We start from the raw sequence: 14,971 nt of genomic DNA, 5'->3' as shown, positions 1-14,971 counted from the left end.
TGCGTCCGGGGTTTCGGGGGTGGTCACTGGCGTGCCGCCTTTCTCTGGGCGAGGTAGCGTTCCGAAGGGGTCGCGTCGCGGCCCCAGGTGAAGTCGGGATCGGAGATGCGCGGGATCGTCGCGTCCATCCAGGCCAGCTCGGCCTCGAGCAGCGCCTCTTCGCGTCCGAGCTCGATGAGGTACTGCTCCGGCACGCCCTTGCCGAGCGCGTGTCGCCGGCCGGCGGCGACCGACTCCAGGCTGGTGGCGAGTGCCGTGCGGCGGGCGGCGAGCAGCTCGATGGCCTCCTCGCGCTCGAGGTTGTGCACTTCGGCGAGCGCGACCCGGAACTCGCCGGGCCGGTCCACCCGTGGAAGCTCGCGCCTGACCCATTCGAGGGCCGCGGCGGCGCCGGCATCCGTCTGCGTATAGGTCGTGCGCTCGGGACGATTGCCGTCGCGATCGACGCCGACCTCCGCGATCAGGCCCGCTCTCTCCAGCCGGGCGACCGTGTGGTACACCGTGCCGTTGGTGATCGTCACCAATCGGTCGTCGCGCCGGAAGTGCATGAGGCGGATCATCTCGTACGGATGCATGTCGCCCTCGCTGAGCAGCGTGAGCACCGCGACCCCCAACGGGGTCAGGCGTGCGACGGCGTCTCTCACGCGATCACTCCATCTCGATTAGTCCACGTGGACTATACGCCGTCGCACGCCGATCCGCACCCCTGCAGCTCACGCGCTGCCGACGGCGCCGCACGCCCGAGCCGGGATAATGGTCGGGTGACGGCTTCCCCCACCCCCTCGACCGAGCTTCCCGGCTGGCGCCACGTCTACTCGGGCAAGGTGCGCGACCTCTACGTGCCCGACGGCCCCTCGGCGGGCTCGGGGACCGAGGGGGCGGCTCCGGAGCGCATGCTCGTGGTCGCGAGCGACCGGGTCAGCGCGTTCGACCACGTGCTCTCGCCGGGAATCCCGGGCAAGGGCGAGCTGCTCACGACCCTCAGCCTCTGGTGGTTCGACCGGCTCGCCGGCGGCGACGGCGGCCGGAGCATCCCGAACCATCTCGCTGCATCACACACGCTCACGCGGGGCGCCGACGGCGAGGCCAACACGGCCGACGACCTGCAGAGCCTGATCCCGGATGCCGTGATCGGGCGTGCCATGGTGGTGAAGGGCCTCGACATGCAGCCGATCGAGTGCGTGGTGCGCGGCTACCTCACCGGCTCCGGGTGGGCGGAGTATCGCGAGAGCGGCACCGTGTGCGGCATCCCGCTGCCCGAGGGCCTGTCGAACGGCGACCGGCTGCCCGAGCCGATCTACACTCCCGCGTACAAGGCGCCTCTCGGCGAGCACGACGAGAACATCTCGTTCGAGCGCACGGTCGAGCTCGTCGGAGCCGAGCGTGCGGCCGAGCTGCGCGACCTCTCGCTCGAGATCTACCGCCGCGCGGCCGCGACGGCGGAGGCGCACGGCCTCATCCTCGCCGACACGAAGTTCGAGTTCGGCCTCGACGAGAACGGCGTGCTCACCCTCGCCGACGAGGTGCTGACGAGCGACTCGTCGAGATACTGGGATGCTGCGGCCTGGACCTCGGGCAACACGCCCGAGGAGCGCATGGCGAGCTTCGACAAGCAGATCGTGCGCGACTGGCTCGCCGCGAACTGGCCCGCACCGCGTGACGGCGAGCCGCCCGCCCTTCCCGCCGACATCGTCGAGCGCACCACCGCCCGCTACCGCGAGCTGCTCGAGCGCCTCACCGCCGCCTGACGCCGTCCGAGGCATCCGTTCGTCGGGAACGCCCTGGCGCGCCGCGCCGCTAGGGTGATGCTCGCACCAGCACCCGAAGCCCGCGCACCTCGCCTGCGCGCGGGCCGCTCGGCCGGGAATACATGACGGATGCCGGGGGTTGAACATTCATGTGAATACATCAGCCCCCGCTTCCGACAGGTTGGCCCCCGCCACCTCGATGGGCGCCGTCACGCTCCTGGTCGGCGACCTCGACGCCATGACCGCGTTCTACCGCGATGTGATCACGCTCCAGGTGCTGTCGGCCGACAGCGACGAGGTCGTTCTGGGGCGCGCGGGCCGGCCGATCGTCGTGCTGAAGCACGAGCCGGCGCTGCGTCACGCCGTACCCGGAGCGGCGGGGCTCTTCCACACCGCGATCCTCTTCGAGACGCAGGGGGCCCTGGCCGCTGCGCTCTACAGCGTCGCCCAGCGGGCGCCCCAGGCGTTCACGGGCTCCGCCGATCACCTCGTGAGCCAGGCGTTCTACCTGAACGATCCCGAGGGCAACGGCATCGAGCTCTACTGGGATCGCGCGCGCACCGAGTGGTCGTGGACCCACGGCAGCGTCGAGATGGCGACCCTGTACCTCGACCCCAACGGCTTCCTGCGCGAGCATCTGAACGAGCAGGCCGCGAGCGGCGCGACCCGACAGGTTGCGGCATCCATCGGTCACGTGCATCTGTCGGTCGGCGACGTCGCCAGCGCCCGCGCCTTCTACGTCGACGCCCTCGGCTTCGACGAGACCCTGTCGATGGGCGACCAGGCGCTGTTCGTCAGCGCCGGCGGCTACCACCACCACATGGCGATGAACGTGTGGAACTCCCGCGGCGCCGGGCCCCGCATGCCTGCGCTCGGCCTGGGCCGCGTCGATCTCGCACTCCCCGACGCCGACGCGCTGGGTGAGCTGGCCGAACGCCTGCGGCACCACGGACTCGATGTGCGCGACGACGGCCGGACGGTGTCGTTCGACGACCCCTGGCGCAATCTGCTCCACGCGACGGTTCCCGGCCGCGACTGACCCGCCCCCGCGCCGAGGCCCCCTCCCCTCTGCTCACCTGTCGCGAAGTGCCGGTACGCAGAGCAACTCGTGACAGGCGAGCAGCCGACGCCGGACAGGTGACGCGTTCAGACAGAGTCGCGGATGACGAGTTCGGTCTCGAGGATCGTGACGTGACGCGGATGCCGCCCCGCGAGCAGCTCGAGCAGCACCGTGGCCATGCGCTCGCCCTGTGCGAAAGACGGCTGCCGCACGGTGGTGAGCTGCGGCTCGACGGAGGTGGCCACCGGTGAGTCGTCGAAGCCCATGACGGCGATGTCGTCGGGAACGCGGAGACCCGCACCCGCGAGCACGGTCAGCGCTCCGCGCGCCATGAGGTCGCTCGCCACGAAGACGGCATCGGGGTTCGCGCCCGACGCCAGGATGCGCCGCATCGCGTCGGCTCCGCCGTCGGCGGTGAAGTTGCCGTCCTCGACGGCGATCTCGTCGAGGTTCCATGCGGCCAGCGCGTCACGATAGCCCTGCAGCCGGTCGACCCCGGCGGGCATGTCGCGCGGCCCCGTGATGGTCGCGACCCTGCGGCGGCCGTTCTCGATCAGGTACACGGTGGCGTCGTACGCCCCCCGCACGTTGTCGACGTCGACGTAGTAGTCGTGTTCGCGCGAGCGCACCGGGCGGCCGCCGTAGACGACCGGCACGACGCTCGCGATGCGGTCGATGAAGGTGTCGCTGGTGTGGTGCGAGACGACGATGGCGCCGTCGACGGCACCCGAGCGCACGTACGAGGTCGTCTTGTCGCCGGGGTCGTCGCTCGCGATGAAGAGATTGAGCACGTAGTCCGAGCGGCTGAGGCGCGAGTTGATGCCCGAGACGATCGCCGCGAAGAACGGGTCGCCGAAGAAGCGGGTCGTGTCTTCTGGCACGATCAGCGCGACCGCGTGCGTCTTCTGGCTGGCCAGCGAGCGTGCGGCGCGGTTGGGCACGTAGTTGAGCTCGGCGATCGCGCGCGTCACCGATTCCAGGGCTTCCGGGCTGACCGCCGTCGAGCCGTTCACGACGCGCGACACCGTCGATCGCGACACGCCGGCGGCGGCGGCGACCTCCTCGATCGTCACGGCCGAGCGCATGGCCTCGGTGCTCATCTCATCCCTCCTTCCCGGATGCTACTGCCCCGCGCCGACCCGCCGGGGCCGTGCTACGGCGCCGCGGTCGCGACGCGCGCGGGCTCGGGGTCGAGCGCACGGGCGCCGATGATGCGCCGGTACTCCAGAGCGCTGTCCTTGGGGGTGCGCTCCTGCGTGTCGTAGTCGACCCGCACGATCCCGAACCGCTTCTCGTACCCCCAGGCCCACTCGAAGTTGTCGAGGAACGACCAGTAGAAGTATCCGCGCACGTCGACACCGGCCTCGGCGGCATCGAGGATCGCACCGAGGTGACCGCGGAGGAACTCGACGCGATCGGCGTCGTGCACCCGCTTCTCGTCGCCCTCGACGGTGAGCTCGTCGTCGTACGCGGCGCCGTTCTCTGTGACGAAGAGCGCCGTCCCGGCCGGCTGGGCGTACTCGTCCCAGACCCGGCGCAGGAGCGTCGTCAGCCCCTCCGGCTGCACCTCCCAGTGCATCGGCGTGCGGGGCAGCCCGCGCTCGTGCCAGTAGATGCCTTCGTGGGAGGGGAACGGGGAGCGCCCGGGGCGATCGGTGGGCGCGTCTCCGCCGATCGGCGGGTTCACCGGCTCATGACCGCCGACGTACTCGCCGTGGTAGTAGTTGACGCCGAGCGTGTCGATCGGCGTCGCGATGGTCTCGAGGTCGCCCGGGCGCACGGCGTCCTCCCACGCGGCGATGGCCGCGGCATCCACCTTCCGGATGTCTTCGACGATGTCGGCCGGGTACTGCGCCCGGAAGATGGGATCGAGGAACCAGCGGTTGAACTGACCGTCGATGCGGCGGGCCGCGTCGGCATCGGCGGGGTCGTTCGCGTCGACGGGGTCGGCGACGGTGAGGTTCAGCGTGATGCCGAGCTCCAGCGACGCGTCGCGGGCGCGCAGCTCGCGCACCGCCTGCCCGTGACCGAGCAACAGGTGGTGGGCGGCGAGCACGCCTTCCTCCACGCTGTAGTGGCCGGGCGCGTGGAGTCCTGCGGTGTAGCTGAGGAACGACGAGCACCACGGCTCGTTGAGCGTCGTCCACACGTTCACCCGGTCGCCGAGCGCGTCGTGCATCGTGAGGGCGTACTCGGTGAAGAGGTCGGCGGTGTCGCGGTTGGTCCAGCCGCCCTTCTCCTGCAGGGCCTGCGGGAGGTCCCAGTGGTAGAGCGTCAGCCACGGCAGGATGCCGGCATCCAGCAGCTCGTCGACCAGGCGCTCGTAGAAGTCGACGCCCTGCGGGTTGAGAGCGCCGCCGTCGGGGCGCACGCGAGACCACGAGGTCGAGAACCGGTACGTCTGCAGGCCCAGATCCTTCATCAGCGCCACGTCGTCGCGGTAGCGGTGATAGTGGTCGCAGGCGACGTCGCCGTTGTCGGCGTTGATGACGGCCCCCGGAACGCGGCAGAAGGCGTCCCAGATGGAGTCGCGGCGGCCGTCCTCGTGGGCGGCGCCCTCGATCTGGAAGGCGGCGGTCGCGGCGCCGAACAGGAAGTCCTGGGGGAAGGCGCGCGGGATGGGGGTCGTCATGAGGGAAGGGTCCTCTCTAAAGCTCTGGATTCAGGATGACGGGGCCGGGCGAGGTGCGGAAGACCTAGCCCTTGACGGCGCCGGCCATGATGCCGCTCACCAGCTGCCTGCCCGTGAAGGCGAAGACGATCAGGAGCGGGACCGTGGCCAGGAGCACGCCGGCCAGCACGATCGAATAGTCGACGAAGTAGTTCGACTGCAGGAGGGAAAGTGCCACGGGGAGGGTCGGGCTCTGCCGGTCCAGCACGATGAAGGGCCAGAAGAACTGGTTCCACGCGCCGACGAAGGTGAAGAGGAACAGCATGGCCGCGGCAGGGCGCGCAGCGGGCACGCCGACCGTCCAGAACGTGCGGAGCATGTTGGCGCCGTCCACGCGGGCCGCCTCGATCAGCTCGTCCGGCACGGTCTGCGACAGGTACTGGGTCATCCAGAACACTCCGAAGGCGCTGGTGAGCGCGGGAATGATGATCGCGCCGATCTGCCCGGTCCACCCGAGGTCGGAGAACAGCAGGTAGAGGGGCACGACGCCGAGCTGCATCGGCACCGCCATGGTCGCGACCACGAACGCGAGCAGCCACTTGCCGCCCGGGAAGCGCAGCTTGGCGAACGCCCAGCCGGCGAGGGTCGAGAACAGCACGACGGATGCCGCGATCACCGTGGAGCTGAAGATGGAGTTCCACAGTGCCGGCCAGAAGTTCACGGCCGGGTCGTTCATGACCTTCAGTGCGTTGTCGATGAAGTTGCCGCCGGGCAGCCACGACATGTCGGGGTCGTTGATCGTCGACGCATCGCCGGAGCCGATCAGGAACGACCAGTAGTAGGGGAAGATCGCCGAGACGATGACGACACCGAGGCCCGCGTAGACCCAGAATCCGGCGCGCACGCCTCGGATCTTGGTGGTCCGGCGGCTGCGTCGCGCGTTCGGCAGGTTCTCCTCGACGACGGCGAGGGGCGGTGTGTTGATGGCGCTCACAGCTGGGCTCCCTTCCGGCCGGGGCGGCGACGCTGGATCACTCCGCGACGCCCTTCGTCGCGCACGAGGGCACGGGTGATGGCGAGGTTGATGAGGCCGATCGCCAGGATGATGATGAAGAGGATCCACGCCAGCGCGGCAGCGCGGCCGAAGTTGAACTCGCCCCAGCCGATGTTGTACAGGTACAGCGTGATCGTCAGCCACTGGTTGGCGGCGCCGCCGCGACCGGTCTGGTCGTACATGCGCGGCTCATCGAAGATCTGGAGGCCGCCGATCGTCGACGTGATGATCACGAAGATGAGCGTGGGCTTCAGCGACGGGAGGGTGATGCTCCAGAACTGGCGGAAGGCGTTCGCGCCGTCGACGGTGGCCGCCTCGTAGTACTCACGGGGCACCGCCTGCATCGCCGCGAGAAGGATGAGGGCGTTGTAGCCGGTCCAGCGGAAGTTGACCATCGTCGCGATCGCGATGTGGCTCCAGAACGGGTCCTTGTGCCACGGGATCGGGCCCAGCCCGATGCTCGTGAGGACGTTGTTCACGAGACCGTGGTTGTCGCCGAACATGTTGCTGAAGATGAGGGCGACGGCGACGGGGGCCATCACGTAGGGCAGCAGCACGCTCATGCGCCAGAAGGTCTTGGCCCGGATGTTGCGGTCGAGCATCGCCGCGATGAACAGCGCGAGGATGAGCTGCGGCACCGACGACAGCAGGAAGATGCTGAAGGTGTTGCGCAGGGCCGTCCAGAACTCGGCCTGCGACAGGATCCAGATGTACTGGTCGAAGCCGACGAAAGTGCCCGAGTTGCGCACCAGGTCCCACTCCTGGAACGAGATCACCGCCGTGTAGACGATGGGGAAGAGTCCGACGATCGCGAACAGGATGAAGAACGGGGAGATGTAGAGGTAGGGCGAGACCTTCAGATCCCAGCGGCTGAGGCGATGGGAGAAGGAGAGGACGCGCGGCTGGCGATCCGGATCGGGCCTATCGGCCGGCCCGGATGCCGTGGTGCGGGTGGCGGTCGTGGTCACCGGTGGCTCCGATTCGGTGTCGAGGGTGGGGTGAGGCGGAGCGCGCGCGGACCGGGGGCAACCCGCGCGCACTCCGCTCTCCGGTGGGATCGCGTCCCGGCGAGGGGACGCGACCGTCAGTGTCGGCCTAGAAGGCCTCGACCTCTGCGACGTACGTGTTCCACGACGTCTCCGGGTCCTCGACGCCGTCGAAGACCCGCGTGATGGCGTCCTGCAGCGCGGTGTTGTACTTGAAGTAGTTCGCGCTCTTGTACGGCGTGACCGTGATCGCCTCGGAGCGGTCCGCGAAGATCTTGCCGGTCGGCGCGCCGGCGAAGAACTCGTTGGACGACTCGGTGATCGCCGGGTCGGACTGCGCCTCCACGGCGCTCGGGTACTGGCCGGCGTTGACGAACGTCTTCGCCTGCTGCTCCGGTGCCGTCAGCCAGTCGGCGAGGGCGAGGGCCGCGTCGACGTTCTTGCCGTTGGCCGGAACGGTCAGGTACGAGCCGCCCCAGTTGCCGCCGCCGTTCGGGAACGCGTTCGCGATCTCCCAGCCGGTGACGTCGGGTGCGTTGCCGGAGATGATGCCGAGCATCCACGGCGGGCACAGCATCGCGGCGAACTCGCCGTTGGCCATCGAGGCGTTCCAGTCGTCGGACCACTGGCCCGAGTAGGCCGAGTTGGGGATGCCGCGCTCGACGACGAGCTCGTAGGCCGCCTTCGTCTCGGGGCTGGTCGTGGCGACGACGGTGCCGTCCTCCTCGTCGTAGGGGAACTCGACCTGGTTGATGATGCCCTGGAAGGCCGAGTTGGCAGCGTCGAGCATCGGCTTGCCGGTCGCCGCCTTGTACTGGTCGGCGAGGTCGAAGAAGGTGTCCCAGTCGCCGTCGATCGCCGCGGCGACCTCGTCGGGCGTCGAGGGCAGGCCGGCGGCGGCGAACAGGTCGGCGCGGTAGCAGACCGCCTGCGGGCCGATGTCGGTGCCGAAGCCCACGAGACGGCCGTCGGCGTCGGTCGCGGCCGCTTCCTTCCAGTCCACCCAGCGGCCCTTGGCACTGTCGGGCACCTCCGCGAGAAGGTCGGAGTACTGCATGGCCTCGGCGAACCAGTCCACCTCGACGGCCTCGATGTCGGCGAGGCCCTCCTTGCCGAGCTTCGCGAAGAAGTTCGTGCGGGCGTCGTCGGTGATGGCGGCCTTGTTGTGGACGATCTTGACGTCCGGGTTCGCGTCCATGTACTCCTGCAGGAGCTCATCGTCGTACCCGAAGTCGTTGAACGTGGCCAGGGTCAGCGTGATCTGACCGTCTTCGCTGCTCGCCTCGTCACCGTTGCCGCCGGCGCAGCCGGCGAGGACGATGGCCGAGGCCGAGAATGCGGCGATTGCCACAGCGCTTCTGCGGAAGGCGCGTGCGTTCACTGTCACTCCTTTGTGTTGTCAGGGTGTTGCAGGATCGGCTCGGAGGGTGCCGAGTCGTCGGGGTGCGTCGTGGGAGCGGTCCCATCGATCGAGACGAAACGCTATGGGATCGCTCTCACGAAGTCAAGGGAGCGCTCCCACGCGTTCATCACGGTTGAGTCACGGCCGCTGCACCGCCTTGTTCGAATCGCGCACTTGGCGGCGAGTCGGGGCTTACGGCGGCAAAGTGCGCGATTCGAGACCGCGAACGGCACGGGATGCCGCGGCCCGTAGACTGGACCAGACCCCTGCCCGCGACATCCGGAGCTCTCTCATGCCCACCATCGTCGTCGACGTCATGCCCAAGGCCGAGCTCCTGGACCCGCAGGGGAAGGCCGTCTCCGGCGCCTTCGCCCGCCTCGGTGTCTCGGACTTCACCGACGTGCGGATCGGCAAGCGATTCGAGCTCGCCGTCGACGGCGAGGTCACCGCCGAGGTGCTCGCCGAGGCGAAGCGCATCGCCGACGAGATCCTCTCGAACTCCGTGATCGAGGACGTCGTCGGCATCGAGGTCGTCGAATGACCGCGCGCATCGGCGTCATCACCTTCCCCGGCTCACTCGACGACCGCGACGCGCAGCGCGCGATCCGCGTGGCCGGAGGCGAGCCGGTCGCCCTCTGGCACGGATCTCACGACCTCGACGGCGTCGACGCCCTCGTCCTCCCCGGCGGCTTCAGCTACGGCGACTACCTGCGCGCAGGGGCCATCGCCGCTCTCGCGCCCATCATGGCGGAGGTGAAGGATGCCGCGGCCCAGGGCATGCCCATCCTCGGCATCTGCAACGGCTTCCAGATGCTCGTCGAGGCGCACCTGCTGCCGGGCGGCCTCATCCGCAACGCGCACCAGCAGTTCATCCGCCGCGACCAGCGCCTCCGCGTCGAGAACAACGACACGGCCTGGACCAGCGATTTCGCCTCCGGCCAGGAGATCGTCATCCCGCTCAAGAATGCCGACGGCGGCTACATCGCGTCGGAGTCCGAGCTCGACCGGCTCGAGGGCGAGGGGCTCGTGGCCTTCCGCTACGTCGGCGTGAATCCCAACGGGTCGCTCCGCGACATCGCCGGCATCGTGAACGAGCGCGGCAACGTCGTCGGCCTCATGCCGCACCCCGAGCACGCGGTCGAGCCGGGCTTCGGACCCGACACCACCGCCGCGATGCGGTCGGGCGTCGACGGACTGTCGTTCTTCACGTCGGCCATCGCCGCCGTGGTCGGCGCCGCGGCCTGAGCCGCAGCATCCCGCCTTCGCCCTTCTCCGGAATCAGGAGATCTGGCGCACACAGGACAGTCCGCCGCGAAACGCCCTGCCTCCGCCAGATCTCCTGATCTGAGCGCGCCGACTCAGACGGTGCCGGCGGGCGGCCAGACGCCGATGATGAGCGCCATGACGACGATCGTCACGAGTTCGTGCGCGATGTTCATGACGGTGAGCGACGTCGGCCTCCCCTCGAACGCGTCGTGCGTGATGAAGCGGGCCGCCGTGAAGCCGGCCCACAGGATCACCGCAGTGGCCAGCGACGCCCACAGGTAGCTGCCGCCGTAGAAGTGCCAGGCGATCGACGACGCGCCGGCGAGCACCCATGCCGTCACGAAGCTGACCACGAGCGTCACGATGATCGGCACGACGGCGGTGGCGGCCGGGCGATCCATGTCGACGTTCGCGAGCTTCGCCCAGCGCGTGCCGAACACCCCGCGCGCGTACCAGACCGAGCCGACCACCATGCTCGAGAGCGTCGCGAGCAGCACCGCCCAGTAGTTGATCTCGGGAACCATGTGCGCCTCCTCCTCGAAACCGCGCGCCTGCCGCTCGCGGTCTCGACGCGAGCGTAGCCCCGGGCGACGACGCCGTGCCCGCACCGCGCCGGTAGCGTGGATCGGGTGAGCAACGGCATCCGGAATCTCGTGGTCAGCGTCCCCACCGAAGAACTCGCCGCCGATCTCGGCGAGCTCCCCACGGGTGTGGAGCTGATCGTGTGGCCGATGGATGCTGCGGCCCCGCGTGACCGGTTCGATCTCGTGGTGCCGCCGTACATGTCGATGGCCCGCGTGCTCGAGCGTCTCGAGGGCGTCGACGTGGGACTCGTGCAGGGGCAGTCCATCGGCTACGACGGCGTCGCCGACATGCTGCCGGAGGGGCTGACCTTCGCAAACGCGGCGTCGGTGCACGAGACCTCCACGGCCGAGCTCGCGGTCGGGCTGACGATCGCCGCGCAGCGGCACATCGACGCGTTCGCCGTCGACACGGCCGCCGGGCGATGGGAGCCCGTCTTCGCGCAGAGCCTGGCCGACCGCCGCGTGCTGCTGCTCGGCTACGGCGGCGTCGGCAAGGCGGTCGCGGCGAGGCTCGAGCCGTTCGAGGTGGAGCTGATCGCCGTCGCATCGGGGGCCCGCGAGGAGGACGGCGTCGCCGTCCACGGCATCGACGAGCTGCCCGGTCTGCTCCCGCGCGCGGAGATCGTCGTCGTGACGCTTCCGGGCGGGCCCTCGACGCGGGGCATCGTCGACGAGGCCTTCCTGTCGGCGCTGCCCGACGGCGCCCTGGTGGTCAATGTCGGGCGTGGCACGATCGTCGACACCGACGCCCTGGTGGACCACGTGCGCCGAGGCCGGATCCGGGCCGCGCTCGATGTGGTCGACCCCGAGCCGCTGCCCGAGGGGCACCCGCTGTGGAGCTTGCCCGGCGTTCTGATCGCCCCTCACGTCGGCGGCGCGTCGAGCGCCATGCGCCCGCGCATCGCGAAGCTCGTGCGCACGCAGATCGAGCGCCTGGCCGCCGGCGAGCGCCCGCTCAACGTCGTGCTCGGTGGCGACTGACGCCGCCGAAAGCGCACGAATCGCAGCCGGAGAGTCGGTCCGACCGCAGTCTCTGCGCTTTCGACGAGGGGCCGAGTGGGGCGGAGCGGGCGGCCGCCGTCACCGGGCGTCGATGTCGGCGCCCGACCAGAGATCGGCGCACTCGACCTGCACGGCGCCGTGGGCCGCCAGATACTCGCGCGCACCGCGGTCCCCGACGAGGCTGTCCACCATCGAGGGCAGGTGGTTCGCCCCGATCGCGACCGGGTGACCCGGACGTCCGCCGTACACCGCCCGGGCCAGGCCGTCCCGCGGCGCGGATCCGAGCGCGCCGACCACCCGTCCGACCGCCTCGGGCGCCGCATCCGGCGTATCCACGGGCGTGACGACGGCGACGTCGGCACCCTCCGCCGCCTCGAGGCCGGCGCGGAGTGCGGCCGACAGTCCGGAGGCCCAGTCGGGCGCGACGACGATCCGCACGCCGGCGGGGATGAGCCGGGCGACCTCGCGGCCCCGCGCACCGACCACGACGACGGCGTCGTCGCACCCTCCGGCCCGCAGCATGGCCACCGCCTGCGCGACCCACGGGGTGCCGTCCGAGGTGCGGGCGAGGCCTTTGGGCAAGCCGTATCGCGTGCCGGCCCCCGCCGCGAGCACGATGCCGCACACCCGCATCCGGCTCCCCCCGTCGCCCGCGCCCGCGAGGCGCGGGGCGTTTCCTGAGCGTAGTCCGCGCGAAACATCCCCCGCCTAGCGTGACGCCATGCTCGAGATCGCCCGTGACCTGCTGCCGCTTCTTCGGTCGGGCGCCGTCGTGGCCGCGGTCACGGTGACGAATGTCGCCCGCAGCGCGCCGCGGGGCCCGGGCGCGACGATGGCGGTCACCGCCGACGGGCGCGTGATCGGCTCGATCTCGGGCGGATGCGTCGAGGGCGACGCCGTTCTGCTCGCACACCACGCCCGCCTCACCCGCACCGCGCACAGGGCGCGCCTGGGCTTCTCGGACGACGCCGCGCACGCTGCGGGGCTGGCGTGCGGCGGAAGCGTCGACGTCGTCGCCTACCCCGTGCCACCGGAGGATCCCGTCATCGAGGCCCTCGAGGCCGCGGCCGCCGGACGCGGCGTGACGGTGGGGGTGGTGCTCGCAGGCGCGTCCGCCGGGCAGGCCATGGACGAGCGGATGCTGCGCCTCTCGGTCGCCGCGGACGCTCTGGCTCCGGCGATCCGGGCACGCGACTCGCTCGTCCTGCCCGGTGCGTATGCGGGGCACGACGTGCTCGCGATCTCGTCGGCACCGCGCCCGCGACTGATCCTTCTCGGGGCCGGCGAGCACGCGGCGGCGATCTGTCGCGTGGCGACCGCGGCCGGCTTCGCGGTCGAGGTGTGCGACGTGTGGCCGACGCTCGTGACGCAGGAACGGTTCCCCGACGCGGTGCGGCTCGTGGCCGGGCTCCCGCAGGACCATCTCGCCGGACTCGACCCCGACTCGCTCGATGCCCGCACCGCGATCTGCGTTCTGACGCACGACGAGCGCGTGGACGTGCCCTCGCTGCAGGCCGCGCTCGCGCTGCCCGTCGGCTTCGTCGGCGCGATGGGGGCACGCGCGACCGTGGCTCGTCGCGCCGAGCTGCTGCGAGAGCGCGGCGTTCCCGAGCACGACCTCGCGCGCCTGCACTCGCCGCTCGGCCTCGATCTCGGGGGATCCACCCCGGAGGACACCGCGGTGGCGGTGCTCGCCGAGATCGTGGCCGCCCGGCACGGCGGATCGGGGATGGCGCTGCGAGACCGGTCCGGCTCCCTGCACCGGCGTCCGTCGGCCACCGCCGAGCCGGCCGAAGCCGACGCCGGCGTCTCCCCCGCTGCACCCGTCGACGACGCCGCGGCGTCGTGCGCGGCATCCGTCGCACCTTTCCCGGTCCCATCCAGAGGAGCCTCATGACCCGCACGATCATCGAGCACGGGCACATCGCCACGGTCGACGGCGCAGGCACCGAGCACGACGACGGGCATGTCGTGATCGACGGCGGACGCATCGCCGCGGTCGGGGCGGGGCCCGCAGACCCCGCGCTGCGCGACGGCGCCGAGATCGTCGATGCGCGCGGTTGCCTGGTCACGCCGGGCCTGGTCAACACCCACCACCACCTGTACCAGTGGCTCACGCGCGGGTATGCGCAGGACGCGATCCTCTTCGACTGGCTCACGGCCCTGTATCCGCTCTGGTCCCGCATCGACGCGGACCTCACCGGCGCGGGCGCGGCCGGTGCGATGGCCGTGCTGGCACGATCGGGCTGCACGACCGTCGCCGACCACCACTACGTCTTCCCCCGGGGTTCGGGCGATATCGTCGGCGCGATCGTCGACGCCGCCGCGACGGTGGGGGTGCGGCTGCACGCGACCCGCGGGTCCATGGACCTCGGCGCCTCGCAGGGCGGGCTGCCGCCGGACTCGGCGGTCGAGACGACGGATGCTGCGCTCGCGGCGTCGCAGGAGGCGGTCGAGCGTCATCACGACCCGTCGTTCGACGCGATGGTGCGCATCGCGATCGCACCGTGCTCGCCGTTCTCGGTGACCGCCGACCTCCTGCGCGAATCGGCGGCGCTGGCACGAACGCTGGGGGTGCGGCTGCACACCCACGCCTCGGAGACCGTCGAGGAGGACGCATACTGCGCCGAGCGCTTCGGTCGCACGCCGACGCAGTATCTCGAGGATCTCGGGTGGCTGGGTGACGACGTCTGGATGGCACACGCGGTGCACCTCGACGACCCGGCCATCGCGCGCTACGCGGCCACGGGCACGGGCGTCGCGCACTGCCCCTCGTCGAACGGACGGCTGGCCGCGGGGATCGCGCCGGTGCGCGCCCTGCTGGATGCCGGGGCGCCGGTGGGGCTCGGCGTCGACGGCGCCGCGTCCAACGAGTCGGGGCAGCTGGGGGTCGAGATCCGCGAGGCGGTGCTGATGGGGCGCCTGCGCACCGGCTCGGACTCGATGAGCGTGCGCGACGGTCTGCGCATGGCGACGATGGGAGGCGCCCGGGTTCTCGGCCGCCAGCACGAGATCGGGTCGCTCGAGGCCGGCAAGCTCGCCGACATCGCGGTGTGGCGGGTCGACCGGATCGAGCACGCCGGCATCCTCGATCCGGTCGCCGCCCTCGGACTCGGCGCGCTGCCGCCGCTGAAGCGCCTGTACGTGGGCGGACGCGCCGTGGTCGAAGACGCCACCCTCTCGACGGCCGACGAGGACCGCCTCGCCCGCGCCGTGGTCGCCGCGTCCACCGCGCTCGCCGGGCGGCTCTGACGAGGC

Annotated in this window: 15 protein-coding genes; 7 read left to right on the top strand and 8 right to left on the bottom strand. The window is 70.8% G+C overall.

Features of this window, described 5'->3' with window-relative positions:
* Nucleotides 1-23 precede the first annotated feature (23 nt).
* Complete coding sequence (locus ACN9MP_RS00610; protein ID WP_426323003.1) at nt 24-644, bottom strand: PadR family transcriptional regulator; 621 nt, start codon at nt 642-644, stop codon at nt 24-26.
* Nucleotides 645-761: 117 nt separating this feature from the next.
* Between ACN9MP_RS00610 and ACN9MP_RS00605 the strand changes: the two genes are divergently transcribed.
* Entirely contained in the window at nt 762-1,748 is a 987-nt protein-coding gene (locus ACN9MP_RS00605; protein WP_426323002.1) for a phosphoribosylaminoimidazolesuccinocarboxamide synthase, read from the top strand.
* A gap of 199 nt (nt 1,749-1,947) precedes the next feature.
* Nucleotides 1,948-2,787, top strand: coding sequence for a VOC family protein (locus ACN9MP_RS00600; RefSeq protein ID WP_426326142.1), 840 nt, complete (start codon nt 1,948-1,950; stop codon nt 2,785-2,787).
* A gap of 107 nt (nt 2,788-2,894) precedes the next feature.
* Here the strand turns inward: ACN9MP_RS00600 and ACN9MP_RS00595 are convergent, their stop codons facing one another.
* From ACN9MP_RS00595 to ACN9MP_RS00575, 5 genes are all read right to left on the bottom strand, one after another.
* Nucleotides 2,895-3,908 (bottom strand): LacI family DNA-binding transcriptional regulator, encoded by a 1,014-nt coding sequence (locus tag ACN9MP_RS00595; protein ID WP_426323000.1) that lies wholly within the window; start codon nt 3,906-3,908, stop codon nt 2,895-2,897.
* Between the two features lie 53 nt (nt 3,909-3,961).
* The gene (locus tag ACN9MP_RS00590; protein ID WP_426322998.1) at nt 3,962-5,440 is read right to left on the bottom strand and encodes a glycoside hydrolase family 1 protein; all 1,479 of its coding nucleotides are present in this window, start codon (nt 5,438-5,440) and stop codon (nt 3,962-3,964) included.
* 64 nt (nt 5,441-5,504) lie between these two features.
* On the bottom strand, nt 5,505-6,413 hold the full coding sequence (locus tag ACN9MP_RS00585) for a carbohydrate ABC transporter permease (protein ID WP_426322996.1): 909 nt from the start codon (nt 6,411-6,413) through the stop codon (nt 5,505-5,507).
* Nucleotides 6,410-7,441, bottom strand: coding sequence for a carbohydrate ABC transporter permease (locus tag ACN9MP_RS00580; RefSeq protein WP_426322994.1), 1,032 nt, complete (start codon nt 7,439-7,441; stop codon nt 6,410-6,412). Before ACN9MP_RS00580 ends, ACN9MP_RS00585 begins: the two co-directional genes overlap by 4 nt.
* A gap of 127 nt (nt 7,442-7,568) precedes the next feature.
* The gene (locus tag ACN9MP_RS00575; RefSeq protein ID WP_426322992.1) at nt 7,569-8,810 is read right to left on the bottom strand and encodes an extracellular solute-binding protein; all 1,242 of its coding nucleotides are present in this window, start codon (nt 8,808-8,810) and stop codon (nt 7,569-7,571) included.
* Nucleotides 8,811-9,153: 343 nt separating this feature from the next.
* Between ACN9MP_RS00575 and purS the strand changes: the two genes are divergently transcribed.
* Complete coding sequence (gene purS / locus ACN9MP_RS00570) at nt 9,154-9,402, top strand: phosphoribosylformylglycinamidine synthase subunit PurS (protein WP_426322990.1); 249 nt, start codon at nt 9,154-9,156, stop codon at nt 9,400-9,402.
* Nucleotides 9,399-10,106 carry a phosphoribosylformylglycinamidine synthase subunit PurQ gene (purQ, locus tag ACN9MP_RS00565; protein WP_426322988.1) on the top strand — a complete coding sequence of 236 codons (708 nt, stop codon included), beginning with the start codon at nt 9,399-9,401 and terminating at the stop codon, nt 10,104-10,106. Before purS ends, purQ begins: the two co-directional genes overlap by 4 nt.
* Nucleotides 10,107-10,219: 113 nt before the next feature.
* Here purQ and ACN9MP_RS00560 read toward each other — a convergent pair whose 3' ends face one another.
* On the bottom strand, nt 10,220-10,651 hold the full coding sequence (locus ACN9MP_RS00560) for a DUF1761 domain-containing protein (RefSeq protein ID WP_426322986.1): 432 nt from the start codon (nt 10,649-10,651) through the stop codon (nt 10,220-10,222).
* A 105-nt stretch (nt 10,652-10,756) separates the two neighbouring features.
* Here ACN9MP_RS00560 and ACN9MP_RS00555 point away from each other — a divergent pair, with 105 nt between their 5' ends.
* Nucleotides 10,757-11,692, top strand: coding sequence for a 2-hydroxyacid dehydrogenase (locus ACN9MP_RS00555; RefSeq protein ID WP_426322984.1), 936 nt, complete (start codon nt 10,757-10,759; stop codon nt 11,690-11,692).
* A 99-nt stretch (nt 11,693-11,791) separates the two neighbouring features.
* Here the strand turns inward: ACN9MP_RS00555 and ACN9MP_RS00550 are convergent, their stop codons facing one another.
* The gene (locus ACN9MP_RS00550; protein ID WP_426322982.1) at nt 11,792-12,346 is read right to left on the bottom strand and encodes a nucleotidyltransferase family protein; all 555 of its coding nucleotides are present in this window, start codon (nt 12,344-12,346) and stop codon (nt 11,792-11,794) included.
* An 88-nt stretch (nt 12,347-12,434) separates the two neighbouring features.
* Here ACN9MP_RS00550 and ACN9MP_RS00545 point away from each other — a divergent pair, with 88 nt between their 5' ends.
* Both ACN9MP_RS00545 and ACN9MP_RS00540 read left to right on the top strand, forming a co-directional pair.
* Nucleotides 12,435-13,610 (top strand): XdhC family protein, encoded by a 1,176-nt coding sequence (locus tag ACN9MP_RS00545; RefSeq protein ID WP_426322981.1) that lies wholly within the window; start codon nt 12,435-12,437, stop codon nt 13,608-13,610.
* Nucleotides 13,607-14,965: an 8-oxoguanine deaminase gene (locus ACN9MP_RS00540; protein ID WP_426322980.1), complete on the top strand. Its 1,359-nt coding sequence runs from the start codon at nt 13,607-13,609 to the stop codon at nt 14,963-14,965. Before ACN9MP_RS00545 ends, ACN9MP_RS00540 begins: the two co-directional genes overlap by 4 nt.
* The last annotated feature ends 6 nt before the right edge of the window (nt 14,966-14,971 follow it).

Source organism: Microbacterium sp. E-13 (assembly GCF_049912955.1).
Lineage (GTDB): Bacteria > Actinomycetota > Actinomycetes > Actinomycetales > Microbacteriaceae > Microbacterium.
Note: the sequence above shows the minus strand (reverse complement) of the source record. Positions and strands in the feature narration are given on the sequence as shown.